Origin of the sequence: Methyloceanibacter sp. (genome assembly GCF_049590335.1) — a bacterium.
GTDB lineage: Bacteria > Pseudomonadota > Alphaproteobacteria > Rhizobiales > Methyloligellaceae > Methyloceanibacter.
Genome location: NZ_JBAWCQ010000088.1, coordinates 1 through 25441, shown reverse-complemented (window position 1 = coordinate 25441; position 25441 = coordinate 1). Strand labels below are relative to the sequence as shown.

At 63.2% G+C, this 25441-nt stretch carries 24 protein-coding genes and 1 pseudogene; 13 read left to right on the top strand and 12 right to left on the bottom strand.

Annotated elements, in window-relative coordinates:
* Positions 1 to 85: 85 nt before the first annotated feature.
* Together WBQ77_RS07175 and WBQ77_RS07170 are read right to left on the bottom strand one after the other, a co-directional pair.
* The gene (locus WBQ77_RS07175; RefSeq protein ID WP_424041947.1) at positions 86 to 373 is read right to left on the bottom strand and encodes a co-chaperone GroES; all 288 of its coding nucleotides are present in this window, start codon (positions 371 to 373) and stop codon (positions 86 to 88) included.
* A gap of 227 nt (positions 374 to 600) precedes the next feature.
* Positions 601 to 789 carry a hypothetical protein gene (locus WBQ77_RS07170; RefSeq protein ID WP_424059556.1) on the bottom strand — a complete coding sequence of 63 codons (189 nt, stop codon included), beginning with the start codon at positions 787 to 789 and terminating at the stop codon, positions 601 to 603.
* Between the two features lie 47 nt (positions 790 to 836).
* Between WBQ77_RS07170 and WBQ77_RS07165 the strand changes: the two genes are divergently transcribed.
* Positions 837 to 2585: an EAL domain-containing protein gene (locus WBQ77_RS07165; RefSeq protein WP_424059554.1), complete on the top strand. Its 1749-nt coding sequence runs from the start codon at positions 837 to 839 to the stop codon at positions 2583 to 2585.
* Positions 2586 to 2654: 69 nt separating this feature from the next.
* Here the strand turns inward: WBQ77_RS07165 and WBQ77_RS07160 are convergent, their stop codons facing one another.
* Entirely contained in the window at positions 2655 to 2834 is a 180-nt protein-coding gene (locus WBQ77_RS07160) for a hypothetical protein (RefSeq protein WP_424059552.1), read from the bottom strand.
* A gap of 241 nt (positions 2835 to 3075) precedes the next feature.
* On the opposite strand from WBQ77_RS07160, the gene WBQ77_RS07155 reads away from it, so the two are divergent.
* Positions 3076 to 3954: a TIGR01459 family HAD-type hydrolase gene (locus WBQ77_RS07155; protein ID WP_424059551.1), complete on the top strand. Its 879-nt coding sequence runs from the start codon at positions 3076 to 3078 to the stop codon at positions 3952 to 3954.
* A 5-nt stretch (positions 3955 to 3959) separates the two neighbouring features.
* On the opposite strand, the gene WBQ77_RS07150 is transcribed toward WBQ77_RS07155, so the two are convergent.
* Positions 3960 to 4349, bottom strand: coding sequence for a response regulator (locus tag WBQ77_RS07150; protein WP_424043116.1), 390 nt, complete (start codon positions 4347 to 4349; stop codon positions 3960 to 3962).
* 180 nt (positions 4350 to 4529) lie between these two features.
* On the opposite strand from WBQ77_RS07150, the gene WBQ77_RS07145 reads away from it, so the two are divergent.
* The 8 genes from WBQ77_RS07145 (at position 4530) to mutL (ending at position 15894) form a co-directional block, all read left to right on the top strand.
* Positions 4530 to 4967: a MaoC family dehydratase gene (locus WBQ77_RS07145; RefSeq protein ID WP_424059549.1), complete on the top strand. Its 438-nt coding sequence runs from the start codon at positions 4530 to 4532 to the stop codon at positions 4965 to 4967.
* Between the two features lie 25 nt (positions 4968 to 4992).
* Positions 4993 to 6003: a bifunctional riboflavin kinase/FAD synthetase gene (locus tag WBQ77_RS07140; protein ID WP_424043112.1), complete on the top strand. Its 1011-nt coding sequence runs from the start codon at positions 4993 to 4995 to the stop codon at positions 6001 to 6003.
* A 597-nt stretch (positions 6004 to 6600) separates the two neighbouring features.
* Positions 6601 to 9612, top strand: coding sequence for an isoleucine--tRNA ligase (gene ileS / locus WBQ77_RS07135; protein WP_424043128.1), 3012 nt, complete (start codon positions 6601 to 6603; stop codon positions 9610 to 9612).
* Positions 9613 to 9616: 4 nt separating this feature from the next.
* Complete coding sequence (gene lspA, locus WBQ77_RS07130) at positions 9617 to 10132, top strand: signal peptidase II (RefSeq protein ID WP_424043110.1); 516 nt, start codon at positions 9617 to 9619, stop codon at positions 10130 to 10132.
* Positions 10133 to 10167: 35 nt separating this feature from the next.
* Complete coding sequence (locus tag WBQ77_RS07125) at positions 10168 to 10773, top strand: hypothetical protein (RefSeq protein WP_424043108.1); 606 nt, start codon at positions 10168 to 10170, stop codon at positions 10771 to 10773.
* A 318-nt stretch (positions 10774 to 11091) separates the two neighbouring features.
* Positions 11092 to 12480, top strand: a complete 1389-nt coding sequence (locus tag WBQ77_RS07120) for a M16 family metallopeptidase (protein ID WP_424059547.1) — start codon at positions 11092 to 11094, stop codon at positions 12478 to 12480.
* A 7-nt stretch (positions 12481 to 12487) separates the two neighbouring features.
* Positions 12488 to 13897: a M16 family metallopeptidase gene (locus WBQ77_RS07115; protein WP_424043105.1), complete on the top strand. Its 1410-nt coding sequence runs from the start codon at positions 12488 to 12490 to the stop codon at positions 13895 to 13897.
* 119 nt (positions 13898 to 14016) lie between these two features.
* Positions 14017 to 15894, top strand: coding sequence for a DNA mismatch repair endonuclease MutL (gene mutL, locus WBQ77_RS07110; protein WP_424041331.1), 1878 nt, complete (start codon positions 14017 to 14019; stop codon positions 15892 to 15894).
* A 6-nt stretch (positions 15895 to 15900) separates the two neighbouring features.
* On the opposite strand, the gene WBQ77_RS07105 is transcribed toward mutL, so the two are convergent.
* Genes WBQ77_RS07105 through WBQ77_RS07095 form a run of 3 tightly spaced genes read right to left on the bottom strand, consistent with a single transcriptional unit; the run spans position 15901 to position 17797 of the window.
* Complete coding sequence (locus WBQ77_RS07105; protein ID WP_424041330.1) at positions 15901 to 16395, bottom strand: antitoxin family protein; 495 nt, start codon at positions 16393 to 16395, stop codon at positions 15901 to 15903.
* A gap of 11 nt (positions 16396 to 16406) precedes the next feature.
* Positions 16407 to 16967 carry a 16S rRNA (guanine(966)-N(2))-methyltransferase RsmD gene (rsmD, locus tag WBQ77_RS07100; RefSeq protein ID WP_424059546.1) on the bottom strand — a complete coding sequence of 187 codons (561 nt, stop codon included), beginning with the start codon at positions 16965 to 16967 and terminating at the stop codon, positions 16407 to 16409.
* The gene (locus tag WBQ77_RS07095; protein WP_424041327.1) at positions 16967 to 17797 is read right to left on the bottom strand and encodes a pseudouridine synthase; all 831 of its coding nucleotides are present in this window, start codon (positions 17795 to 17797) and stop codon (positions 16967 to 16969) included. Before WBQ77_RS07095 ends, rsmD begins: the two co-directional genes overlap by 1 nt.
* On the opposite strand from WBQ77_RS07095, the gene WBQ77_RS07090 reads away from it, so the two are divergent.
* Positions 17796 to 18296: a nucleoside deaminase gene (locus WBQ77_RS07090; protein WP_424059544.1), complete on the top strand. Its 501-nt coding sequence runs from the start codon at positions 17796 to 17798 to the stop codon at positions 18294 to 18296. The genes WBQ77_RS07095 and WBQ77_RS07090 overlap by 2 nt on opposite strands.
* 80 nt (positions 18297 to 18376) lie before the next feature.
* Here WBQ77_RS07090 and WBQ77_RS07085 read toward each other — a convergent pair whose 3' ends face one another.
* Both WBQ77_RS07085 and purD read right to left on the bottom strand, forming a co-directional pair.
* Entirely contained in the window at positions 18377 to 18736 is a 360-nt protein-coding gene (locus WBQ77_RS07085; protein ID WP_424041324.1) for a hypothetical protein, read from the bottom strand.
* 168 nt (positions 18737 to 18904) lie between these two features.
* A complete protein-coding gene (gene purD / locus WBQ77_RS07080) occupies positions 18905 to 20179 on the bottom strand; it encodes a phosphoribosylamine--glycine ligase (protein WP_424041322.1) in 1275 nt (424 codons plus the stop codon).
* 125 nt (positions 20180 to 20304) lie between these two features.
* Here purD and xseA point away from each other — a divergent pair, with 125 nt between their 5' ends.
* On the top strand, positions 20305 to 21753 hold the full coding sequence (xseA, locus tag WBQ77_RS07075) for an exodeoxyribonuclease VII large subunit (protein ID WP_424059542.1): 1449 nt from the start codon (positions 20305 to 20307) through the stop codon (positions 21751 to 21753).
* A 64-nt stretch (positions 21754 to 21817) separates the two neighbouring features.
* Positions 21818 to 22051, top strand: coding sequence for a DUF2093 domain-containing protein (locus WBQ77_RS07070; protein ID WP_424044504.1), 234 nt, complete (start codon positions 21818 to 21820; stop codon positions 22049 to 22051).
* On the opposite strand, the gene lpxK is transcribed toward WBQ77_RS07070, so the two are convergent.
* The 3 genes and pseudogenes from lpxK to WBQ77_RS07055 all read right to left on the bottom strand — a co-directional run.
* The gene (gene lpxK / locus WBQ77_RS07065; protein ID WP_424059540.1) at positions 22048 to 23097 is read right to left on the bottom strand and encodes a tetraacyldisaccharide 4'-kinase; all 1050 of its coding nucleotides are present in this window, start codon (positions 23095 to 23097) and stop codon (positions 22048 to 22050) included. The two genes, WBQ77_RS07070 and lpxK, sit on opposite strands and share 4 nt — an antisense overlap.
* Complete coding sequence (locus WBQ77_RS07060; RefSeq protein WP_424059538.1) at positions 23087 to 25096, bottom strand: glycosyltransferase N-terminal domain-containing protein; 2010 nt, start codon at positions 25094 to 25096, stop codon at positions 23087 to 23089. Before WBQ77_RS07060 ends, lpxK begins: the two co-directional genes overlap by 11 nt.
* Before the next feature lie 12 nt (positions 25097 to 25108).
* A pseudogene (locus WBQ77_RS07055) lies at positions 25109 to 25441 on the bottom strand (ABC transporter permease); the annotation flags it as partial.

The window sequence follows — 25441 nt, the reverse complement described above, 5'->3', positions numbered from 1 at the left end:
CGTTTTGGATCGACGCTCCAATGCGCCCGCTTATCGGTGCGGCCGCACTAGGAAATCGAGTTTCGATGATCGAAGGGCTCGGCGGTTAGCCGAGAACACCCATGATGTCGGACTCCTTCATTATGAGGAGGTCGCCGCCATCGAGCTTCACTTCGGTGCCGGACCACTTGCCGAACAAAACTTTATCGCCGACCTTCACGCCAAGCGCCTGAATCTTGCCATCCTCGCCGCGGACGCCAGGGCCCACGGAGACGATCTTGCCTGTCTGCGGCTTCTCAGCCGCAGTGTCCGGAATGATGATCCCGCCTTTGGTCTTCTGCTCTTCCTCGAGCCGTTTGACCACGACACGGTCATGCAGGGGACGGAATTTCATGAATGTGCGCTCCTATTTGCTGGAACTCTGTCGATTGGCACTCAGATCTCCCGAGTGCTAGCAATGCCGCTTGTACGCACGCGTTGCACGTGCGTCAAGACATGCAAATGCCGAGGAGTCCAAAGGGTTGACGAGGCGCGACGCCCTCGTCGCAGCGTCGCGGTTCGGCGACCGGAAATTGGGCACGCGAGCTTCAAGGCACAAGTGCTCGCGGCCCCGGGACTGAACTACGCCGGCGCTTCCAGCGCGCGGAGCACCGGCTCAAACGCCTGCGCGCCGTTCCGAAGACGCTTCGCTGCCAATTTGATGTTGCTTTGCAATAGCCTGTCGCCCATGATTTCCAAAGCGAGGGGCGGCGCGATCAGCCAGGACCAATCGATACGGCAATGCCATGCCTTCATGGGAGCGCCGTTCATTTGGGCAGGTCTTGACGGTATCTGGTGCCGCGTCAGGAGGGCTCGCAATGCTTGACGTGATCGTTCTCGTGGCCATGGCGCTGACGGCGGCTGCCTTCGGCGTCGGCTTGAACTTGCAGGCCGGGTTGCCGCTTTTGCCAGTGCTCATCGGCGCTATCGCGCTGTTCTTGGTCATGGCGGCCACTTTTTTCAGGATCGGCCGAGTCGGCGGCGGTGGTGGCGGCGGAGACCGCGTCGACGATCTTGAACAAGCGCTCGAAGTAATCGATATCGATTTGCAGCGGCTTGATCGTGTGGAAGACGGCATGGCCCGGCTCCACACGCTCCATGACAAGGTGGAGCGGCTCGATCAGCAATTGGCGAGTGGCGCGGTCGGACCCGCGAGCGCCGAGGGCCTGTCCGCCGACCTCGAAAATGTCTACGCGCGGATCGAAACCGTCCGCACCGAGGTCGTCAATGAGAGCCGCGCGCAACGCCAAAAGATCATCAACGATCTGGGTGCCCTCGAGGGGCTGATCGCCCGGATGGCAGGGCAGCTTTCGGGCACCTCGGCCTCCGCTAGTACCGCGCTGACCGGTATGGCGGCGGTCGGTGCCGCGGACGAACAGGGCGAAATCGAGCTCAAATCCGAGCACCAGTTGGACCCGGAGCCGATCGAAGAGCCCGAGCTCACTATGGAGTCGGAGCCAGAACCCAAACCCATTGTCGAGCCCGAGCCCGAAGTTATTGCGGAGCCGGAAGTCATTGTCGAGCCGGAAGTCGTTGTCGAGCCGGAACCCGAGCCGGAGCTGGTTCTTGAGCCTGAACCGGAGTCGCCGTCGACTGACGAAATAGAGCCGGAGGCGTGGATCGAGCCGGAACCCGAGCCGGCCGATGCTGAAGAGGACGCCGGCACCGAGGACGAGGAGCTTGGCCGGGAAGAGGCCATTTTGGCTGCCGCGCTGGCCGCGGCGCAGCCGGAACCTGAGCCGGAGCCGGAGCCCGAACCGGAGGAGGTTTATGAGGAACTGGCCTATGACGACCTTCCGGACGATGACGACGACGCGATGCTCGAGATCATTCGCGAGGGCATCGAGCAGGGTCGCGTGGACCTTTATCTGCAGCCGACCGTGACCTTGCCCGGCCGCAAGGTCCGTTACTTCGAAGGGCTTACCCGCCTTCGGAAGGGCGACGGCGAGATCGTCATGCCGGGTGATTACATGCCCGTGGCCAAGCGCTCTGCGCTTATGCCGCTGATCGACAACGTCCTGGTCGTTCGCGCCGTCCAGGTGCTGCGGCGCCTCGGACCCGATGCGCCGATTGAGGGCGTCTTTGCCAATATCTCCATGCATTCCATGCTCGATCCCGACTATTTTCCGGAGTTAATCGAATTCATGGAGGAGAACGCCAGTCTCAGCGAGCGGTTGATCTTCGAGATCAGTCAGGCCGAGATGCAAGGGCTGAATGAATCCGAACTCGGCTGCCTAGAAACGTTGGGGGGCCTGGGCTTCGGGTACTGTCTCGACAATGTGGTCGATCTGGAAACCGGGTTCGATGGGTTGAGCGACCGCAATTTCCGCTTCGCCAAGGTTGGCGCGGCGGAGTTCCTGGGTGGACCTGGCCGCAACGCGGCCGATCTCAAGCGGCGCCTGGATGCGGCTGGTATTCAGCTCATCGTCGAGAACGTCGAGAAAGAAGGCGACATCGCGCGCCTCATCGACCACGGCATTGAGCTGGCGCAAGGCCATCTCTTCGCCGCGGCCGAGCCGATGAACACCGCGTTGTCGCGTGAGCTGTCCAACGTCGGCGCCTCGTAAGGTCCTCCGCATGGCGCGCTCTGCGCTGAGCCCGCGCAAAGCCGCCAATCAGAGACGGGGCTGCGCCTGTTACTCCCCTGTGTCCAGGTCTTTCTTGACGGCGTCGTCCTCCATGTCGCCCGCAGCTCCTCGCCGATCAGGGGCGGGCATCGATTTCTCGCCGGAGTCCTTCATGGCGCCGGGGACCTTACCGGGCTCCATATCTTCCTCGACGGAGAGATTTTCCTGGTCCATCACAGGCCGGACCATCGACGCGCCTGACTCCAAGCTGTGCGGGGTCAGGGCCGCAGCCGGGCCTCCGGCTAACGCGATAGCTGCAATTCCTGCAATCCAAACCATTCCATTAAAACGGCGCATAGTCGCCTCCTAGCGATGCTGTGCAATTTCAGCCCTGCCACAGCCTATCATCGCTCCGCATTTGCTCGTAGCGCTTCGACAGGCCGCAGCGACCCGTCTTGACCGGCGGCGCGGGAGCCTCTAACCGAGCGCCATGGAAGCTTCCCCCAAAATTCCCGTGATCGACTCCATCCGCGAAATCGGCGGCTGCCGACATGTCTGGTTCGTCGATATCTGGGGCGTCATGCATAATGGTCGCGATGCCTTTCCGGATGCCTCGGCGGCGACGCGCGCCTTCCGGGACGCGGGTGGCGTGGTCGTGCTGTTGTCCAATTCGCCACGGCCGAGCCCCGATCTCCAGGACCAGCTTCGCCTCATCAGGGTGCCGGATGACGCCTACGACGCCACCGTGTCGTCGGGCGATCTCACGCGCCACGAGCTCGCCAAGCACAAGGGAGCCCGCGTGTTCCATTTGGGGCCCGCGCGCGACCTGCCCATCTTCGAGAACGCCGAGGTCACCCTGACGGGCCCGGATGACGCCGAGCTGATCGTCTGCTCAGGCCTGTTCGACGACGAGGTCGAGACGCCGGAGGACTATGTCGATCAATTGTCGAGTCTGGCAGCGCGCGAGCTGCTGATGATCTGCGCCAACCCCGACCACAAGGTCGAGCGCGGCCACCAGTTGCTCTACTGTGCCGGGGCGCTGGCTGCGGCCTATGAGACGCTCGGCGGCAAGACCTTCTATGCCGGCAAGCCGCACCTGCCGGTCTACCAATTGGCCTTCGAAACCGCCGCGGGAATCGCAGCGGCGCGCGGCGAAACCGTTGCAAAGTCCGATGTCCTCGCCATTGGCGATGGCGCTAAGACCGACATTGTCGGTGCCGGCGTGTTTGGCGTGCCGTCCGTGTTTGTCGCAAGCCGGCTGCATGCCCCGGATGAGAACGTCGGGCTGTTGGACGCCGAGCACTTATCGGCGCTCTTTGCCGAGGAGCCGAGTCCGCCGATTGCCGCCACGCGCAGGCTCCGCTGGTAGCGCCCTTACGAGTGGTCGTCGAATGCCGTCTCGATTTTCGACCGCAGCGTGGCCGCGTTGAACGGTTTCTGGAGGTAGTCGCTAACGCCGGCCCGCTTCGCCGCAACCTGGTTCTCGGACGTACCGTCCGCCGTGACCATGATGAACGGGGTGCGGGAGAGGTCGTAGTCCTTACGCACCTCACGCAGCAGGTCGTAGCCTGTCATCGGCGCCATGTTCCAATCGGAGATGACGAGCCCATAGTCTTTCTCGTGCATCATCTCAAGTGCCACGCTGCCGTCGCTGGCGCCGTCCACATCTTCAAAGCCAAGCTGTCTCAGAAAGTTGCGAATGATCCGGACCATCGTCCTGTAATCGTCGACGACGAGCACCGGCATATTGAAATCGATTGCCATGGCCATCCTCCGTCTGCCTCACTCAAGGCTATGGAGAATTGGTGAACGAAGTCTTAAACAACTGTTCTATATAGGTTTTTCTGCGAAAAGTGCAGGCGGTCGAGTTCTGTTGCGGCGCGGCAAGGCCTTCGCTATTTTGCGCCACTCTTGAGAGCACCAACACCGTAGGGAGAACAACGAATGAGCCTCGATCACGGCTACTATCTGGAAGATTTGTCGCCCGGAATGGAGGCCAGCGTCTCCAAGACCGTGACGAACGAGGACATCACCGCGTTTGCCGAGCTGTCTGGCGACATCAATCCCGTGCACCTGAACGAAGAGTTCGCGGCCGGAACGATCTTCAAGAAGCGTATTGCGCATGGCTTCCTGACGGGTTCGCTTTTCTCCACGGTGCTGGGGACCAAGCTGCCGGGACCAGGCTGCGTATACCTATCCCAGACCATGAAGTTCAAAGGTCCGGTTTTTATCGGCGACGAGCTTGTCGCGACCTGCACCGTGAGCAATGTCGATCTGGAGAAGGGGCGCGTGTCGTTCGATTGCGTCTGCGCAGTGAACGACAAACCCGTCCTGACCGGTGAAGCGCTTATGATGGTTTCACGCCGGCCCTCCGGCGACTAGTCCGGACAAACCCGAAGGATTTCAGATGGACATCGTCCGCTCCTGGCGGGAGACGCCGCCAGACCTGAAAGGTGCGGTCCTGGCCATCGGAAACTTCGACGGCGTCCATCGCGGGCACCAGGCCGTTCTCGGCGTGGCCAAGGCGATTGCAGCGGCCGAAGGCCGAAAGGCCGGCGCCGTAATCTTCGAACCGCATCCGCGTGAGTTCTTTGCGCCTGGCAGCCCCTTTTTTCGGCTGACGCCTCTGCCGGTGAAGCTGGAACTGCTTGAGGCGCTCGGCCTCGACGTCGCTTTCGTCCTGCCTTTCGACAAAGCCCTTGCCGATCTATCGGCCGATGCCTTCGCCGCGGATGTCTTGGGCGAGGCGTTCGGCGCGCGCCATGTGGTGGTGGGCTACGATTTCACCTACGGCAAAGGGCGCGCCGGTACGGTCGCGCATCTTGCGGCGTCGGGCGAGACCCAGGGATACGGGGTCGACGTGGTTGAACCGGTCCGGCTCGGGGGTGAGATGGTCTTCGCCTCCAGCGCGATCCGGGATCACCTATTCAAGGGCCGTGTGCGCGATGCCGCTGAACAGCTCGGCTATTGGTGGCGAGTCCGGGGGGCTGTTGCCCATGGGGCGGGGAGGGGGCAGGGCCTCGGCTTTCCGACAGTCAATTTCGCGCTGCTGCCGGGCCAGGATGTGTGCCATGGCATCTACGCCATGCGTGTCCACCACGCGGGAGGCCGTCACGATGCGGCGGGTTATGTGGGGCCTCGTCCGACATTCGGCGCCGGCGAACCGGCGCTCGAGGCCTTTCTGTTCGACTTCTCCGGCGAACTCTACGATCAGACCATCGAAGTCGAGTTCATCGATTTCATTCGCCCAGACGAGACCTTTGCCTCCGCGGAGGCGCTCGCGGCACAAATGGACAAAGACTGCGAGGCCGCACGGGCCGTTTTGGCCGGCGTCGCGGCCGACGATCCCATGCGGCGATTTCCGCTGGGCGCCGCGCTCGCGACGCGAACACTGGATTGTGGCCAGCCCGGTTGCTAGAACGCCTCGCAAATCGAATCGCGGCCAGGTGGACAAACCGAAGGCCGAACCCGGGCGGACATAGAAATCATGGTCACCAAGTCGAAGAGCGGCAAATCCGCCGCCAGCCCTGCGCGCAATACGAAGAAGACGTCGAGCAAGACAAAGAACACGGCAGCCAAGGCGAAAACGTCAGTCACGGCGGCGCGGAAATCGGCGGTGAGGAAGCCAGCCGTCGAGAAGGCTACGGCCAAGAAACATGCGTCGAAGAAGTTGGTCAAAAAGGCCTCTGCCAAAAAGTTTCTAGCTAAGAAGGCCGCGAAGAAGACTGCCGCTGAGAGGGTCGTAGCTAAGAAGGCTGCACCGAAGAAGGTCGCCAAAAAGACAGTTGTTAGAAAAACGACGCCCGAAAAACCTGTAAAGACGAGCGCGGCGAAGAAGTCCGCGACCAAGACCCGCGTTGCGGCCAAACCCGCGGCACCGAAATCGGTGCGTGCGCCCAAGACGAAGGCCGTCACGAGCAAGAAGACGAAGGCCGTCGTGAAGAAGAAAACGGCGTCCCGAAAACCCGCAGCGCCCAAGCCCACGACGAACAAGACCATTACGAAAAAGACTGAGATGACGGATAACACGACGCGCGTTCCACCCCCGCCGGAGCCGAAGCCGGTTCAGCCGCAAACGGAGCGCGTTTGGAGCGAGACTCTGTTCCTGCCCAAGACCGACTTTCCGATGAAGGCGGGCTTGCCAAAGCGCGAACCGGAACTGCTGCAGCGCTGGGCCGAGCTCGGCCTCTATGAGCGTTTGCGCGAGAAAGGTCGGACCCAAGACAAGTTCGTGCTGCACGATGGGCCGCCCTACGCGAACGGCCATCTTCATATCGGGCACGCGCTCAACAAAATCCTGAAAGATGTGATCTGCCGGTCGCAGTCCATGATGGGAAAGGACGCCAACTACGTGCCGGGCTGGGACTGCCACGGCCTTCCCATCGAATGGAAGGTCGAGGAAGAAAAGTACCGGGCTAAGGGCCTGTCCAAGCCAGACTTCGCGGATTCGGACGCGATCGTCGCGTTCCGCCGCGAGTGCCGTGCCTATGCGGCACACTGGCTCGACGTGCAGCGCGAAGAGTTCAAGCGTCTGGGCATCGAAGGCGATTGGGACCATCCGTACACCACGATGAACTACAAGGCCGAATCCACCATCGCACGAGAGCTGATGAAGTTCGCGATGAATGGGCTGCTCTATCGCGGGTCTAAGCCCGTGATGTGGTCCGTGGTGGAGCGCACCGCCCTGGCCGAGGCCGAAGTCGAGTACCAGGAGATCGAAAGCCCGGCGATCTATGTGAAGTTCCCGGTCATGTTCGCTGCCGACGACAATCCGGACCCGGCGTTTTTGCAGCATGCCTCGGTCGTGATCTGGACGACTACGCCCTGGACAATTCCGGGCAACCGCGCTGTCTCCTATTCGCCCTCGATCGCCTATGGCCTTTACGAGGTGACGCAGGCGCCGGAAGAGAATTGGGCCAAGGTCGGCGAGCGGCTGATCCTGGCGGACGCGCTGGCCGAGACGGTCAAGACCGCAGCCCGCATTGAGGGCTGGAGCCGGATCGGCAATGTGACCACCGGCATGCTTGGCCAATCGATGTGCGCTCACCCCTTGCGAGATGAGGACGCGTACCGGTTCAAGGTACCGCTGCTCGCGGGCGACCACGTCACGGACGAAGCCGGTACCGGCTTCGTGCACACAGCCCCCGGTCATGGCGCGGACGATTTCGAGGTCTGGTCGGCGAGCGAGGCGCTATTGCGCGATCGTCATATCGACAAGGCGATCCCCTTCACGGTCGGCGAGGCAGGCTTCTTCACGAAGGATGCGCCGCGCTTCGAGGGGCGCCGCGTGGTCAACGACAAGGGCAAGTTCGGCGACGCCAACGAGACCGTCATTCGGGCGCTGGTCGAAGCGAAGGCGCTGTTGGCACGCGCCCGCTACAAACACGACTATCCGCATTCCTGGCGGTCCAAGAAGCCGATCATTTTTCGGGCGACGCCGCAATGGTTCATTGCAATGGACGAGGACTTCGACAATGGCGAGAGCTTGCGGGCCCGCGCGCTCGACGCCATCGACACGACGCGCTTCGTGCCGCCGCAAGGCGAGAAGCGCATTAAGGGCATGGTTGAGACGCGCCCCGACTGGGTGGTCTCGCGCCAACGGGCTTGGGGCGTGCCGATTACCGTGTTCGTGCACAAGGAGACGGGCGAGGTTATTCCACGCGGCGATTTCAACGCTTCGGGCGAATTGATCGACCGCATCGTCACAGCCTTCGAGGCGGAGGGCGCGGACGCTTGGTTCGTGGACGGTGCGACGGAGCGTTTTCTGGATGGGCTCGTGGACGACCCGGCTGCCTGGGAAAAGGTCGGGGACATTCTGGATGTCTGGTTCGACTCAGGCTCAACCCACGCCTTCGTCCTGGAGCAGCGCCCCGATCTGAAATGGCCGGCCTCGCTCTATCTGGAAGGTTCTGACCAGCATCGCGGCTGGTTCCAATCCTCGTTGCTCGCAGGTTGCGGAACGCGCGGCCGCGCACCTTTCGACGAGGTCCTCACCCATGGCTTCGTGAATGACGAGGATGGGCGCAAAATGTCGAAGTCGCTCGGCAATGTGGTGTCACCGCAAGACGTGATCCGCCAGTCGGGCGCCGAGATCTTGCGTCTCTGGGCAATGAGTTCCGACTATGCTGACGATTTGCGGATCGGGCCCGATATCGTCAAGGCCAACGTGGACTCTTATCGCCGCCTGCGGAACACGCTGCGCTTCCTGCTCGGCAATCTCACCCATTACCGCGACGATCTCACGGTCGGCTACGACGAGATGCCAGAGCTCGAGCGCTACATGCTGGCGCGGATCGCCGAGCTCGATGCGTTGGTGCGAGAGGGGTACATCGTCTACGACTTCAAGCGCATCTTCCATATGCTCCTGAATTTCTGCGTGAACGATCTGTCGGCGTTCTATTTGGATATCCGCAAAGATGCGCTCTATTGCGATCCGCACGACAGCCTTACGCGGCGCGCGGCGCTCACGGTCATGGACCGGCTCTTCGCCACGCTCAGCGCGTGGCTCGCGCCCATGCTGTGCTTCACCATGGAAGAGGCGTGGCTGACGCGCTTCCCCAACGACAAGGGATCGGTGCACTTGCGCGACTTCCCGGATGTGCCGGACGCGTGGGACGACGCGGCACTGCGGGACAAGTGGCACAAGGTGCGGCAGATCCGACGTGTCGTGACCGGCGCGCTGGAAATCGAACGGCGCGAACGGCGCATCGGCTCGAGCCTGGAAGCATCGCCGCTGGTCCACGTGGCGGATGACGATCTCCGCAGCGCGCTTGAGGGTCTAGATCTCGCCGAGATCGCGATCACTAGCGGGGCAAGCCTTGTCGCAGGCGAAGGACCGGCGGATGCCTTCCGGCTGGAGGATGTGCCTACCGTAGCGGTCGTCTTCGCCCGTGCGGAAGGCCAAAAGTGCGCAAGGTCCTGGAAAATCCTTGCCGAAGTGGGGGGCGACCCCGAGTTCCCGACATTGTCGCCCCGCGACGCCGAAGCCGTGCGCCAGTTCGACCGGCGCGCGGGACGGGCGGGGTAGTGCCATGATCCGTCGCTGGTTTTGGGGACCCTATTCGCCGCTTGGGTTGATTGTGGCAGGGTTGGTCGCTCTTGCCGACCAGGGGAACAAGCTCTGGATGCTCTATGTCTTCGACATCGGCAGCAAGCAGCCTGTGGCGGTCACCCCGTTCTTCGACCTCATCCTGGTGTGGAACAAAGGCATCAGCTACGGGCTGTTCCAGCAAGACGGCCTTATGGGGCGTTTGGCGCTCGTCGCTTTCGCGGTTTTTGTGAGCCTTGCTCTGATCATTTGGCTGGCCCGGATCACGACGGCCCTGACAGCGATTGCCATTGGGCTCATTGTCGGCGGGGCCGTCGGCAACGCCATTGACCGGGCCGTCCATGGCGCAGTGGCTGATTTCTACTCATTTCACGCCTTCGGATTTCAGTGGTACATCTTCAATGTTGCCGATGTCGCCATAGTTGCCGGGGTTGTCGGACTTCTGTATGACTCCTTGTTCGGGGGTCATAAAAAGGCCGGAAACCCCTCTAATATGTGAATAAATCCAGGTTCTACCGGATTTGAGGGGACTTCTTGGGGCACATCACCATCATAAGCGCCGGAAATCGGCTCGGACGGATCGCGGCGGCGCTTCTCTGCGCGACACTCCTAAGCGGTTGCGGAGGTGGTGTCGAACTCGAAGGCAAGATCTTTGACTATGCCGGGCTTTCCGGCAGCACCGCCAAGAAGCCTGATCCGACGATGTCGTCGCGGGCGCCGCTTATCGTGCCGCCCAACCTTCAGCGACTGCCGACGCCCACTGAAGCCCGGTCCGTAGCCGCCAACCGCCAAGATTGGCCGGAGGACCCCGAGAAAGTGCGGGTCCGGGAGGTCAAGGAGCAGGAGGCTGTGGACGCAGAGGTGGCCAAGGCCAACGATCCGCTCAATGCCTACGCGGGCAAGGAAACGCTACTCGACAAGCTGTTCAAGGGGAATAAGACGGTCGAGGAGCCGGTGGCCGATGTGCCGGAGCCGGATTCGTCCGACGCCGTGCCAGGTTCAGCTGTTGCAACGCGCAAGCAGGCGATCACGCCGCATCAAGCGGAAGCGCCGCTCCCGAGTCGGAATAAGGAAGCCTTCAATCCTGCCGTACCCGACAGCTACAAGAGCGGTTCGGACTCCCGGAGGAACACGTTTTAGGCCAGCTTGTTTGGCCGGCGGCGCACCCGTTGGGCCTGCAGGGCTCTTGGGTCGCGGCGAAAAGGCGTGCGACGCCCTTCAACCTTTCGAATCTGTAAGTTTGGCCGCCGCGAATTGAAGGCTACATTTTCTTGAAACAACTGATCGGACGTCCAACATCTAGGGTAGGGTACGATCCCTGAAACGTTAAGGCCGCTGTGGCGTTTGCTTGCCTCCACTTGCTCTGGCGTTCCGCCAAAGGTGCGATGAATGTTCGAACACTGGATCGCCGCGTCCCGCTTAAGGGCCGGTTTGGTCACAACCTTGGTGAGTCTATCGATGCCAGTTGCCGCCATTGCTGCCGAGGCCGACAGCGCCCCCGTGCTTACTGCCTCCCCGGAAAAATCCGCGAAGAAGGCCATTGAGTTCACCCTTGAGAACGGCCTCGACGTAGTCGTGATTCCGGACCACCGTGCGCCAATTGTGACGCAGATGGTCTGGTACAAGGCCGGCGCTGCCGACGAGCCACCCGGCGTTTCGGGCATCGCCCACTTCCTCGAACATCTGATGTTCAAGGGGACGGAAAACATTCCGGCGGGCCAGTTCTCCAAGATGATCGCGCGGAAAGGCGGCGACGACAACGCCTTTACCAATCAAGACGTCACCGCCTATTTCCAGCGGGTCGCCAAGGATCGTTTGGCCTCCGTGATGGAGATGGAGGCGGACCGAATGGCGAATCTGCGTCTGTCGGAGACGGATGTGAACACCGAGCGCGATGTGATCCTTGAAGAGCGCCGGTCCCGGGTCGACAACGATCCGGCCAGCCTCCTGCAAGAGCAGATGATGGCCGCGCTCTACCGCAATCATCCCTATGGCATTCCCGTCATCGGCTGGGAACATGAGATGAAGCAGCTCGATCGCGAGGACGCGCTTTCCTTCTACGACCGCTTCTACGCGCCGGAGAACGCCATTCTCATCGTCGCTGGCGATGTGGAGCCGGACGACGTGCTGGTGTTGGCCGAGGAGACCTTCGGCAAGATTCCAAGACATGGCGAAGCCATCGAGCGCACGCGTCCCACGGAACCGGAGCACGACGGCTCCGTCACCGTAACGCTCGAGGATCCCCGTGCCGGGCGCACCACCGTGGAGCGTTACTACATCGCGCCGAGCTACGCGTCCGCGAAGCCTGGCGAAGCCGAAGCGCTCGACCTCCTTGCACGTGTCATGGTCCATGGCACCACAGGCCGGGTCTACAAGCACCTTGTCATGAAGGAGAAAGTGGCCGCGTCCGCGGGCGGCTGGTACTCTGACTCGGGCCTCGACTCAGGGCGGATGGGTTTCTACGCGATCGCCGGCGAGAAGAATACGCCCGAACAGATGGAAGCCGCGGTCGACGCGGTGATTGCAGACATCCGCGAAAACGGCGTGACCCAAGACGAGCTGGACCGCGCCCGCGCCGGGCTCCTCGCCGAGTATGTGTATTCGTCCGATTCAATCTCGCGCGTGGCCCGCCAATATGGCTGGCGCCTGGCGGCCGGGCTGAGCATTGAGGATGTGGAGGACTGGCCGAACCGTATCAAGGCCGTGACCGTGGACGATGTCCGCAAGGTCGCGCAGGAATACCTCGTGGACGAGAAATCGGTTACGGGCATCCTCAAGCCGGAACCCAAGCACACGAGCCGCGTGCAGAAGAAGCCGGTCCCGGTCGCCGGCAAGGACAAATCTTAGAATGCCGATGACAGTGCCCACGTCGCTGATGGCGATCGGATTGGGTTTGGCCGTCGCTGCGCAGGTCTTTCTCGCCCCGTCCGCCGTGGCGCAAAAGGCGCTGCAGGACGTGGTCGAGCCATCGGCCAAAGAGACCGCTCAAGGAAAAACGATGAATATCCAGGAAGTCACGAGCCCGGGCGGCATCAAGGCATGGCTCGTGGAAAGCCATGTCAATCCGCTGATCGCGATTCGCTTCGCCTTTTTGGGCGGCGCCGCCCAGGACGGGCAGGGCAAGGACGGGCAGGCCTATTTCGTGACCTCGATGATGGACGAAGGGGCGGGCAATCTCGACGCCACCGCGTTCCAGGAGCGCGCGCAGTCTCTGGCGATGCGCCTGGACTTCGATGCCGGCCGCGATGTGATGCTGGGCTCGCTACAGACGCTGACCGAGAATAAGGACGAAGTGTTCGAGCTGGCCCGTGTCGCCATGGCGGAGCCGCGCTTCGAGGAAAGCGCGATGGCGCGCGTCAGGGCCCAGATTCTGGCCGGGCTCAAATATGACGAGAACGACCCCTCGACGGTCGCATCGCAAGCCTGGGATCGCTTGGCCTTCGAGGGCCATCCCTATGGTCGCCCGATCAAGGGAACACGCGAGTCCGTCGCCGCCATGACGACAGACGACCTCCGCGACTATGTCCGCCGCGTCTATGCCCGCGACAAGCTCGTCGTGTCGGCGGTTGGCGATATCACGCCCGAAGAACTCGGCAAGGCGTTAGATACGCTGTTCGGCGATCTGCCCGAGAAATCGGACTTGCGTGAGGTCGTGGACGCCGAGCCGCCGCTCGGGCCCACGCGCGAAGTCATCAAAATGGATGTGCCGCAGTCCGTCGCCAAATTCGGTTTCCGCGGGATCCCGCGGCGCGACGACGATTTCATCCCGGCCTATATCCTGAACTACGTCATCGGCGGCGGCGGTTTTTCTTCGCGACTGATGGAGGAGGTCCGCGAGAAGCGCGGACTGGCCTATTCGGTCACGTCCAATCTCCTTCCCTATCGGCATGGCTCCGTCTTCGTGGGCAATGTCGCGACAAAGAACGAGGCTGTGGGCCAGTCACTGCAGGTGATCAAAACCGAACTCGAAAACGTTGGCGAGAATGGGCTGACCCCCGATCAGCTCAACGCCGCCAAAGCCTATCTCACCGGCGCCTATGCGTTGCGCTTCGATTCCTCCTCGAGCATCGCCAATCAGCTCTTGTGGATTCAGATCGAGGATCTGGGAATAGACTATGTCACCAAGCGCAATGCGCTGATCGAGGCGGTGACACTTGAGGACGTGAAGCGCGTCGCGGGCCGTTTGCTCGCGCCCGATAAGCTCATAACCACCATTGTCGGCCAGCCCATCGAGGAGCCCGCGCCGGCAGGTGCACCGGGCTAGGCACACGGGGCTAGGCCCCTGCGCCCCAGACTTGGTAAAGGTAAGGCCCGCGCCCGGCAAAGTGTACCCCTCGGCGCACGAAGACGGGGCATCAGGCTCCAAGGCATGAGGGTCAAGGTATGGCCATTCGTCAGCTGCCGCCGAACCTCATAAATCGCATTGCCGCGGGTGAGGTGGTCGAGCGGCCCGCAAGCGTCGTCAAAGAACTGGTGGAAAACGCGCTCGACGCGGGCGCATCCCGTATTGACGTGATCGTGCGGGGCGGCGGCCTCCAGCTCATTCGTGTGTCCGACGACGGTGCGGGCATGAGCGCGCGCGATCTGGAACTTGCCGTCGAACGCCATGCGACGTCGAAGCTCGACGGCGAGGATCTCTCCCATATCCTGACACTCGGCTTTCGGGGCGAAGCCTTGCCCTCCATCGGCGCCGTGGCGCGGCTCGCCATCACCAGCCGCGCACACGATGAAGCCGAGGCTTATCGGATCGACGTCGATGGCGGCCGCCAGTCGACATCGAAGCCGGCCGCCCGGGCTGCCGGCACGGATGTCGAGGTACGCGATCTCTTCTACGCCACGCCCGCTCGGTTGAAATTCATGAAGTCGGAACGGGCCGAGACCGCAGCTATCAGCGATGTGGTGAAGCGCCTGGCTCTGGCCCATCCGGAGGTGGCGTTTTCCCTTTCCAATGGCGAGCGTATGACGCTACGGCTCGATGCGTGCCCGCCCGGGCTTCTCGACCATGCCCTGACCCGTCTCGGACGCATCCTGGGTTCGGAGTTCGTGGAGGATGCGATGCCCGTCTCCGCCACCCGGGGCCCCGTTCGGGTCGAGGGGTACGCCGGCTTGCCGACGCTGCACCGGCCGAACGGGCTCAGCATCTACCTCGTCGTCAACGGCCGCCCGGTGCGTGACCGTCTGATCGCTGGTACGGTTCGTGCCGCCTACGGGGACCTTGTTCCGCGCGGGCGCTATCCCTTGGTGACGCTCTTCGTGGATATTCCTCCCGATGAGGTGGACGTGAACGTGCACCCGGCCAAGACGGAGCTCCGATTCCGCGACGCCAATGGCGTGCGCTCTCTTCTTATCGGTGCGGTACGCGAGGCGCTGGCTGCGGCGGGACACCGGGCGACGGCGAGCCTGGCGCAGAAGGCCTTGCAGCACATGCGTCCGCCGGGAGAGGCGCCGCCCCATCCAGCCTACGCCCCGGCGCCGGGAGAGGCACCGGCCGGAGAGAGCCGGGCGCCTTTCTACCAAAGCCAGGTGCGCTCCTATGTGGGGTCCCAAAGATCGGCCTACAGACCGCCGGGCAGTGCGACCTTCAGCGATCGGGCTCAAGCCCCGCTCAAGGGTGTCGCTGTCCCATCGGCCGATATGCGCGGCGGCGCCGCGTCGGAGGAGGCGCCCGAGACTTATCCGCTCGGCGCTGCGCGGGCACAGGTGCAGGACACCTTCATCATCGCGCAGACGAGCGATGCGCTCGTCATCGTCGATCAGCACGCGGCCCATGAGCGGCTGGTTTACGAGCGCTTGAAGAGCGGTCTCGAAAATGGCGGTGTGGCCCGCCAGTTGCTGTTGATCCCAGACATCGTCGAGCTTGCGCCCGAGGCCATCGACAGCCTGCTCGGTGCTTTGGGCGAGCTGGAACAGTTCGGGCTCGTGATCGAGAGCTTCGGGCCGCAGGCGGTCGCGGTGCGGGAAGTGCCGTCGCTGCTGGGCACCTGCGATACTCGGACGCTTCTCACTGATCTCGCCGGTATTCTGCTGGAAGCTGAGGACGGAAGCGGCGCGCGGGCGTTACGCGACAGGCTCGATCACGTTCTGTCCACTATGGCCTGCCATGGCAGCGTCCGCGCTGGACGGCGCCTCACGCCCCAGGAAATGAACGCGCTGCTACGGGACATGGAGAAGACGCCGTTTTCCGGCCAGTGCAATCATGGGCGCCCCACCTATGTGGAACTGAAGCTGACCGACATCGAGAAACTATTTCAGCGACGCTAAGAGGCCTTACAGCTCGACGCGGTTCTTCCCTCGATGGCTCTCGACGCAGGCCTTGAGAGCCTCCAGAGCTTCGGCAGTTCCCTCGGGCTCGAGAGCGAATTCTTTCTCTCTGACGCTGACGCGAAACTTGCTGCCCTCGGCGATGGCATCAAAGACCGGATCGCCCTTCTTGAGCGGAATAAGGACGCCGTTCTCAGCGACGATGTCGGCGATTGCCGCGAAGGGGTGTTGGCCTTCCATGAGGACCAGCACGGGCTTCTGTTCGCCCGGTTTCAGCCGAAGCGCGGAGTCGGCGACAAACATGCCAATGTCTGCCTCCGGTGTCATGACGAAGCCCAGCGTGGTGTGCGCAGGATCGGGCAGCAAGACGGTACAATCCGTGAAGGTTCCTTCGCCGTTGAAATTGGCGCGGCCCTTCCAGTCTCCGGATTGAAACGTATCCGCTTCGGGTGAGGTGGCGGCAAGAACCAAGCCCAGCCATGTGAGCGCCCATAATCGCATTTCAAACTCCTTTAGTCGCCGAAACGGGCGATACCGATTTCGGTGCCGCCGTAGCGGCGCCGGTCGATCTCCGCCAACCTTTCAGGCCAGTCCGGCGGCTCACCCGCCTGCTGTTCCAAGACGGCAATGGCGCCCGGGCCCAGCCAGCCGCCATCCGCCGCGGCCTGCAGCGCCTGCGCACCCAAACCCGTGCCATAGGGCGGGTCGCAGAACACGAGGCTGAACGGGGGAAGGTTGCCCGCAGGGCCCAGCCGGTTCGCATCGCGCCGCCAGATCTTCGTGATGCCGGTCAGGCCCAGTCTTTCCACATTGCGGCGGATCGTACCACGAGCGCCCGCGTCCTCCTCGATGAAAAGACAATAGCGGGCGCCGCGCGACACCGCTTCCAGCCCCAGCGCGCCTGAGCCCGCGAACAGGTCGAGGACGCGGATCCCTTCAAATTCGATCTCCGGCGCACCATGGGTCAGTGTGTTGAAGAGCGCTTCTCGGACACGGTCCGAGGTCGGCCGTGTGCCGAGGCCCTTTGGCGCGTCAACTGCTTTGCCTTTGAAGCGTCCGGCGACAATGCGCATCAGCTCTTCACGTCCAGGGTGCGCGCAACGTCGGCGCCGAGCTGCTCCGCGATCACCTTGCGTTTGACCTCGTCCGCCGCTCCGAAGGCAAGGTCGCCCAAGGCAAAGGGACCGAATGAGGTGCGGATCAACCGGTTCACACTCAGCCCGAGATGGGTGGCGATGCGCTTCACTTCGCGGTTCTTGCCCTCGCGTAAACCGACGACCAACCATACGTTGCTGCCTTGGGTCCGTTCGATCGTGGCCTCGATAGGCCCATAGCGTATGCCGTCGATGGTGATGCCGCGCTTCAGAGCATCGAGCGCCCCCTGGCTCACGCGCCCATGCGCGCGAACGCGATAACGCCTGACCCAGCCCGTGCTGGGCAGTTCGAGATGACGCGCCAAGGCCCCATCCGTGGTGAGGAGCAGCAGGCCCTCTGTGTTGATGTCCAGTCGGCCGACGGAAACGACGCGCGGCAGGGTGTCGGGCAGGGCGCCGAACACGGTCGGGCGTCCTTCCGGGTCCTTGTGGCTGGTCACGAGACCTTTCGGCTTGTTGTAGCGCCAGAGGCGCGGCGCGCGGGCGGCAGGAAGCGGTTCTCCGTCCACCAGGATCGTGTCTGCGCTGCTGACCACATGGGCCGGGGTCGTCAGGACCGTGCCATTCACGGCGACACGGCCCGCCTCGATCCACTTCTCCGCATCGCGCCTTGAACACAGGCCGGCTTGCGCCATCGCCTTGGCGATGCGCATGGGCTCCAAGTCCCGCTTGGGTGGGGTGGGGCGTGTGCGTCCCTGCTTCCGCGGCGCTTGACCGCGGGTCTTCGGCTCGTTCACCTTGGCTGTCATGACGGCGAAGCTTGCAGATGACGGCGGTTCCGGCAAGCGCTCCCTTGCGCGGCCTGACGTAAAACCAATGGATGTGGCGCTCGAGGAAGCGCGTGTATCGGCGGCACGCGGCGAGGTGCCGGTCGGGGCGGTCGTTGTCGATGCCAAGGGCACGGTCCTGGCTCAGGCGGGCAATCGCACGTTGGAGCTGCGCGACCCCACGGCCCATGCGGAGGTGTTGGTCCTGCGCACGGCCGCGGCCGTGCTTGGCAGCGAGCGGCTCATCGAATGCGATCTCTACGTGACCCTGGAGCCCTGTGCGATGTGCGCAGGCGCCATCTCCTTCGCCCGCATCCGGCGCCTGTATTTCGGCGCGAGCGATCCCAAGGGTGGCGCTGTAGAGCACGGGCCGCGCTTCTTCAGCCAGCCCACCTGCCATCATGCCCCGGAAATTTACGGCGGCATCGGCGAAAGCGCGGCGGCATCACTGCTGCAAAAGTTCTTCGCCGCGCGCCGTTAGCGGTCGCGGGGCGGAACGCGCGCGCGCCGGCCAGGAGACGACCGGTAAAAACTTAGAAGCAGAAGGTGAGCGGAAACCGACTAACGATAAGGCTTGGGGATAGGCGCGTTTGGATTGTGCGGCCAATAGCGCATAGGATACTGGGCCCGCTGAACGGCCTCATTCTCCACATTGCCCCAGCTATAGGGTACCAAACCAAGATAGGAGGACCAGCCATTTGGGCCGGGGCCCTTGGCCGAATAGGGGTAGACCGGGGTGCGGCCGCGCTTGAAGATCTTGGCCTGATGAACGTCCGTCGCCACGCCCTCGGGCTGAGCTATCGTACCGCTCATCGCCCGGGCTGGCGCTGACCACGTCAGCAGCCACAGATAGAAAAGAATCGCAACGACACCCACCACGCCGGACATGGTCTTCTTCGAAACGGGCAGGTCAAAAGTCATCTTTCGAATCTCGCAGGCTGGAATCAAATCCACATGACGATCAGATAGTGTCGCCATCGTTAAAAGACAACATTATCCCGTGACGAAAGCAGGGCAAACCGGTATCTCGCGTCCTTCATAGGGCGCTAGAGTGAATTTCTCCCTAATGCGGCGCCGACGGACGATCGTTTAGGCGCCGCGTTTCAGCGCGCGCCAACCAATATCCCGCCGGCAGAATCCGCCAGGCCAATCGATCGCATCCACTGCGGTATAGGCGCGGGCTTGCGCCTGCGCGATGTCCGTTCCAAGCGCTGTGACGCCGAGCACGCGGCCGCCGCTGGCGAGGACCCGCCTCCCGTCGCGGGCCGTCCCGGCATGAAAAATCGCGGCTTTAGGATCGGCGGACGCCGCGTCGAGCTCTTTGATCTCGGTGCCCTTCTCGTAAGCGCCGGGATAGCCATTCGCCGCCATCACGACACATAGCGCGGCGTCCGTCTGCCACTCGAGGCTCATGCCGCCGAGCCGACCTTGCGCCGTCGCGAGGAGTACCGGCAGAAGATCGGACTTCAGCCGCATCATCAGGGGCTGCGTCTCTGGGTCGCCGAAGCGCACATTGTATTCGATGAGCTGAGGCGCGCCGTCCTCGATCATCAGCCCCGCATAGAGCACGCCTCTAAACGGCGTGCCCTGCGCCTTCATGGCCGAGACCGTCGGCAGGATGATCTCGTCCATGGTGCGGGTACACACGGCCTCGGTCATGATCGGTGCGGGCGAATAGGCGCCCATGCCGCCCGTGTTGGGCCCTTGGTCGCCATCATGGACGCGCTTGTGATCCTGCGCCGTGGCGAGAGGCAGGGCGGTCTCGCCATCGACCAATGCGAAGAAGCTCGCCTCTTCGCCGCTCAGAAACGCCTCGATCACCACTTCCGCGCCGGCCTCGCCAAACGCACCCTCGAAGCAAGCCTCGACAGCCGCGTCTGCTTCTTGCTGTGTCTGCGCGATCACCACGCCCTTGCCCGCCGCAAGGCCATCCGCCTTGATAACGATGGGCAGGGTCTGACGCGCGAGATAGTCGTTGGCGGATGCGGCGTCCGTGAAGCGTCCATAGGCGGCGGTGGGGATGCCGTACTCGGTGCAAAGATCTTTGGTGAAGCCCTTGGAACCCTCGAGTGCCGATGCCGCCTTGGAGGGGCCAAACACAAGGATGCCTTGCGCCTCCAGGTCGTCGGAGAGCCCGGCCACCAGCGGCGCCTCGGGACCGACGACGACAAGCCCGATCTGCTTGTCCCTGCAAAAGGCGGCTGCAGCGCCGTGGTCGCTTACATCGAGCGCGACGAGCTCGGCGGCCTCGGCAATGCCGGCATTCCCCGGCGCGCAATACAACTTGCCGAGGAGAGGGCTCTGCGTCAGTTTCCAGGCCAGCGCATGTTCGCGCCCGCCGCCGCCGATGAGAAGTACGTTCACGTCAATGATGCCCCTGCTGGTTCTGCAAATCTCGGAGCTGCATGCCCTTCTAGATATGGTACGCCTGAGACGAGAGCCGCGCTCTTAGCACGAGAACGACCATTTCAAAAAACGAGACGAAAGCGATGGCACCCCGAAATCCACAGCCCGAGCCGACCAATATCACTGAGTACTCGGTGTCGGAGCTGGCCTTCGAGCTCAAGCGGACGGTGGAGGACGCTTACGGCCTTATACGCCTGCGCGGCGAGGTCTCGGGTTATCGCGGGCCGCATTCCTCGGGTCATTGCTATTTCAAACTCAAGGACGAGAAGGCGGTCATCGAGGCGGTTGTGTGGCGTGGCGTGTTCGGCCGGCTGAAGTTCCAGCCCGAAGAGGGGTTGGAGATCGTCGCCAAGGGCAAGATCACCACATTTCCCGGTGGCTCGAAGTATCAGATCGTGATCGAGGAACTGGAGCCCGCGGGCGCCGGCGCGCTGATGGCGCTTCTGGAGCAGCGCAAGAAGCAGCTCGCCGCCGAAGGCCTGTTCGACGAGGAGCACAAACAGGAGCTTCCCTTCCTGCCGGGGGTCATCGGCGTGGTGACCTCGCCTACCGGCGCCGTCATTCGCGACATTCTACATCGCCTGAGCGATCGCTTTCCCTCGCACGTGATCGTGTGGCCGGTGCGCGTGCAAGGCGAGACTTCCGCAGCGGAAGTGGCTGCCGCGATTGCCGGCTTCAATGTAGGTGCGACCGCCGACGGGATCCTTCCGGACCTGATCATCGTGGCGCGCGGCGGCGGCAGCCTGGAAGATCTGTGGGGCTTCAACGAAGAGACTGTGGTGAGGGCCGCGGCGGCGAGCGCGATACCTCTCATTTCCGCCGTGGGTCACGAAACGGACTGGACCTTGATCGATCTCGTGGCAGACTACCGGGCGCCGACCCCGACGGCAGCGGCCGAGCGCGCGGTGCCGGTTCGCTCCGAATTGCTGAACACGGTGCGTACAAGCGGAGTCCGCATGGCCGGCACCATGCGCCGGGCGCTGGAACATTGGCGCAGCCGCGTCACCGCATCGGCGCGCGGGCTGCCTCGCCGCGAAGCCATTCTGGGCCTGCCACGCCAACGGCTCGATACGGCGAGCAGGCGTCTTCTCCAGTCCTTGAGGGCAAACACGCAGAGCCATCGGGCAGTGCTGGCCCGCGAGGCGGAGGCGTTGCGCCCAGGCCTTGTCGTGCGGCGAGTGGTCACGGCGCGCGAACTGCTGGTACGGCTTGACCGGGATCGCGCCCGGGCGATCACGGCCCGGGTTGAGCGCGCTCGGCAACGTCTCGATGCGCAGGTGAAGCTTTTAGGCACGCTCGGCTATCACAACGTCCTCGCACGCGGGTTTGCACTTGTTCGCGATGCCGATGGTGCGATGGCGCGAAGCGCCGGCGCGGTTCGCCCGGGTGAGGTACTCGATATTCAGTTCGCGGATGGCCATATCGAAGTCGAGGTTCTTCAAGGCACGAGCACCGAACCAGCGCCACCTAAGCCGAAACGGCCGAAGAAGCCGAAGCCTGCACCCGACGGCGATCAGGGAAGCCTGCTCTAGCGCTGGCAAGTAGTATGCTGGGACGCTAAGCTGACCCTGCTAACGAGAGAGGCTGACGACTGTAATGAACCGTTTCGATCGTAATTTCGGCCTCAAAGGCGAGGCCAAACTTCGCTACCTGGATGGCGAAGTGCAGGTGGTCACGCCGGGCGAATTCGTACGCTGTGCTGTGACCGGCCAGCCCATCCCGCTTGACGAGTTGCGATATTGGAGCGTCGCGCTACAAGAACCCTATGTGGATGCGGCGGCGTCGCTGAAGCGTGTACGCGAGACCGCCGGAAAAGCCGAAAACACCTAACCGGCGTCGTCCGGGCACGCGCCGCCCAGCGCATACTTCAGCAACGCTTTCACCGCGTCCTCGTCTTCGAACGTCAGGAAGATGGGAAACGGCCGCGAGCGTTTCTTCAGCTCGGCGACTGCGCTGTCCTCTTCGTCATCATCCTCGTCTGTCAGGCGTGCCCAGTCCTTCTCGGTCGTCACCAGCATGGCATTCTTGGCCTCTGCCTCGTCCAAAAGACGTTTCGCCTCCTTCTCGGTGAAGCGGTGATGATCGCCAAAGCCGTGGCTGGAGACGAGGCGCGCACCATTCGACTTCAGCGTTGCGAAGAATTTGGACGGACGCGCAATGCCGGCGAAGCCGATCGTCGGCAGCACGGTCAGCCAGCGCGGATCGCAGTCGGGTTCGATCGTCGCGCGCAAGGCCGGTTTGCCGGTGGCATCGAACCGCTTGATGAGCGCATCGCCCTTCTTGCCCTCGCCGATGACGAGCAGCGCATCCGCGCGCGGCAACTGTACCTCAAGCGGTGCGCGCAACGGGCCGGCCGGAATCACACGCCCATTGCCGAGCCCCGAGACCCCGTCGGCGACTAGCAGGGCAAGGTCTTTCGCAAGGCCTGGATTTTGAAAGCCGTCATCCATGACGATGACATCGGCATTCGTCTGCTCGATGGTCTTGGCGCCGGCCGCTCTATCCGCGGACACGAAAGTCGGTGCGGTCTCGGCCAGAACAAGCGGCTCGTCGCCAACCTCTGCCGCATCGTGCCCGGCAACTTCGACAACATCGGTGGCGCTGCCGCCATAGCCGCGCGTGAGGAAGGCGGGCGTTTTGCCCATGGCTTTGATGAGGCCCGCGACGGCAATCGCTGTCGGCGTCTTGCCGCTGCCGCCGGAGGTGAAATTGCCGATGCAGATCACCGGCAGGCGGGACCGGTATTCAGGATCTCGCGCCAAGCGCGACGCGGCGGTCCGACCATAGAGCGCTGCGATGGGAGAGAGCAGGGCAGGCATGATCTTCGCGAGCCGTCCGCGCTTGCTGTACCACCAAGACGGCGTCTCAAGAGGCATGTTGCAGCGGCTCCTTTTCCGGGAAGTAGGCGTCGATCGCGTCCAGCGTTTTCGGCAAGGCGCCGCTCATCGCGGCGATGCAGGCCTCGGCCCTGGCATAGGCTTCCTTGCGGGCCACGTCGTTCTGCAGCAAGTCGAGCACCGCGCTCGCAAGACTGTCCGCATCGTCGACCGTAAGAGCGCCACCGGCCTTCAAGAGGTCCAAATACATTTCGCGGAAATTGTGCACGTGGGGCCCCGCCAGCACGGCAGCGCCAAGCTTGATAGCCTCTACAGGGTTCTGCCCCCCATGCTTCACCAAAGAGCCGCCGATATAGGCGACCGGCGTGAGTGCATAGAAGAGTCCCAGTTCCCCGATCGTATCGCCCACATAGACGTCCGTGCCGGCTTCGATGCGACCGCCTTGGGACCGCAAGGCAACCTTCAAGCCCTGGCCGCGCAGTATCTCGGCGATGTCCGTTCCGCGCTCCGGGTGCCGCGGCACGATGATCGTGGCGATGTCCGGCAGGGCTTCTTTGATCTTTGCGTGGGCCGCGCCGATAATTTCATCCTCGCCAGGATGGGTGCTGGCCGCGAGCCAAACAGGGCGCCCCAAAAGGGCGACGGAGAGGTCCGCCTTGCCCGCAGAATCCACGGGCGGCGGCGGCGCATCCGCTTTTAGGTTGCCCACGGAGAGAAATTTGGGCGCGCCAAGCTGTGCGAATTGCTCGGCGAGGCGGTCGTTTTGGGCCAGCACGAGATCGAAGGCGGAGAATATGGGCCGGCTCATGCCCGGCCGCCGCCGCCACCTCTTATACGACGGGCCCGACATCCGGGCGTTGATCAGTAGGAGCGGAACGCCTTTCGCCTTCGTCTCGATCACCAGGTTCGGCCAGATCTCCGATTCCACCAGAACGGCAAGGTCGGGACGCCAGTGGTCCAGGAAGCACTCGATATAGCTGGTCCGGTCTAGAGGTACATATTGGTGGATCGCGCCCTCGGGCAAGCGTGCGTGCGCGAGGCGTGCCGATGTCACCGTGGCGGTTGTCAGCAGGATGCGGACGTCCGGCCGCGTCGTTGCGATGTGCTCGATCAGGGGCAGCGCGGCGGTGGCTTCGCCGACAGAGGCCGCGTGAAGCCAGACGAGAAAGCCCTCAGGTCGCGGCTCGCCTGCGATGCCATAGCGTTCGGGGCGACGGTCACGCTCCTCTTTGCCTTTGCGGGTCCGCCAGGCGAGCAGCAACGGGGCGACCGGTGCCGCAAGCAGGGTGGCCAGTCGGTAGGTCTTGAGCGACAGGCCAGGCTTGCTCGCTTCTTCTTCGCTCAACGGGTCGGTCGCGCCCGCCAACTCATAGGCCCGCGCGGTGGCCTCGGCGAGTGCGCGTTCGATGGCTTGCCGTGCTTTCTCGAGCTCGTCCGGGTCCTCGGTGTCTGGCACAAAGATCGGCTCGCCGACGACATGGGCCATCTTCGAGAAAGGCAGATTGATCGTGAAAGCGCTCCAGGTCGAAAGCTTCACATAGCGGCTCGTGGCGATGGCACTAGCGACGACCGGACGTCTGGACCTCGCGGCGATCGTAACGATGCCGATGCCGGCCCTTCTCGCCGGGCCGGGCGGAACGTCAGCCGTCATAACAACGCTCGCACCCGACTCGAGCGCCCGCAGGGTCTCGCGCATGGCGGTCGCGCCGCCGCGATTTCGTTTGCGTTTGCCTGCGCCTGCGCCCCGGATCAGCTCTGTGCCGAAGCGCCGGAGCACCTCGCCGAGCAATTCGGCATCGCCGTGCCGTGAGACCATGGCCTTCACCTCGGCCCGTCGTTTCGGCTGGATGGTCGGCATCAGCATGAACTGGCCATGCCAGATCGAGACGAGCTGAGGGTGCTGGCTGTAGAGTTTGGAGTCCGTGTCTTCAGGTTCGCTTACGTGTTTGCTCGTGGCATAGACAAGCCGGATATAGCCGGCTGCGAGCTTGCTGAGAAAGGCGGTGCCTGGCTGCGGTCCTAGGAGACGCTTTAACATCGGGCCGTGCCGCTATTCACCGGGAACGGCGACGGCGCGCTCCTCATCGGAGGAAGCCGGCTCCAAGCCACCGGAAATGCCGAACTGATTGCGGTGCAGTCTTGTATAGAGCCCGCCTTTCGACACAAGTTCGTCGTGACGTCCGATCTCGACAATGCGGCCATTGTCGAGCACGCAGATCAGGTCGGCCTTCTTCACCGTGGAGAGGCGATGCGCGATCATTAGCACGGACCGGCCTTGCATGAGCTTTTCGAGCGCCGCCTGAACCTTGGCTTCAGACTCGGAGTCCAGCGAGCTTGTCGGCTCGTCCAGCATGAGGATTGGTGCGTCCTTGTAGATCGCGCG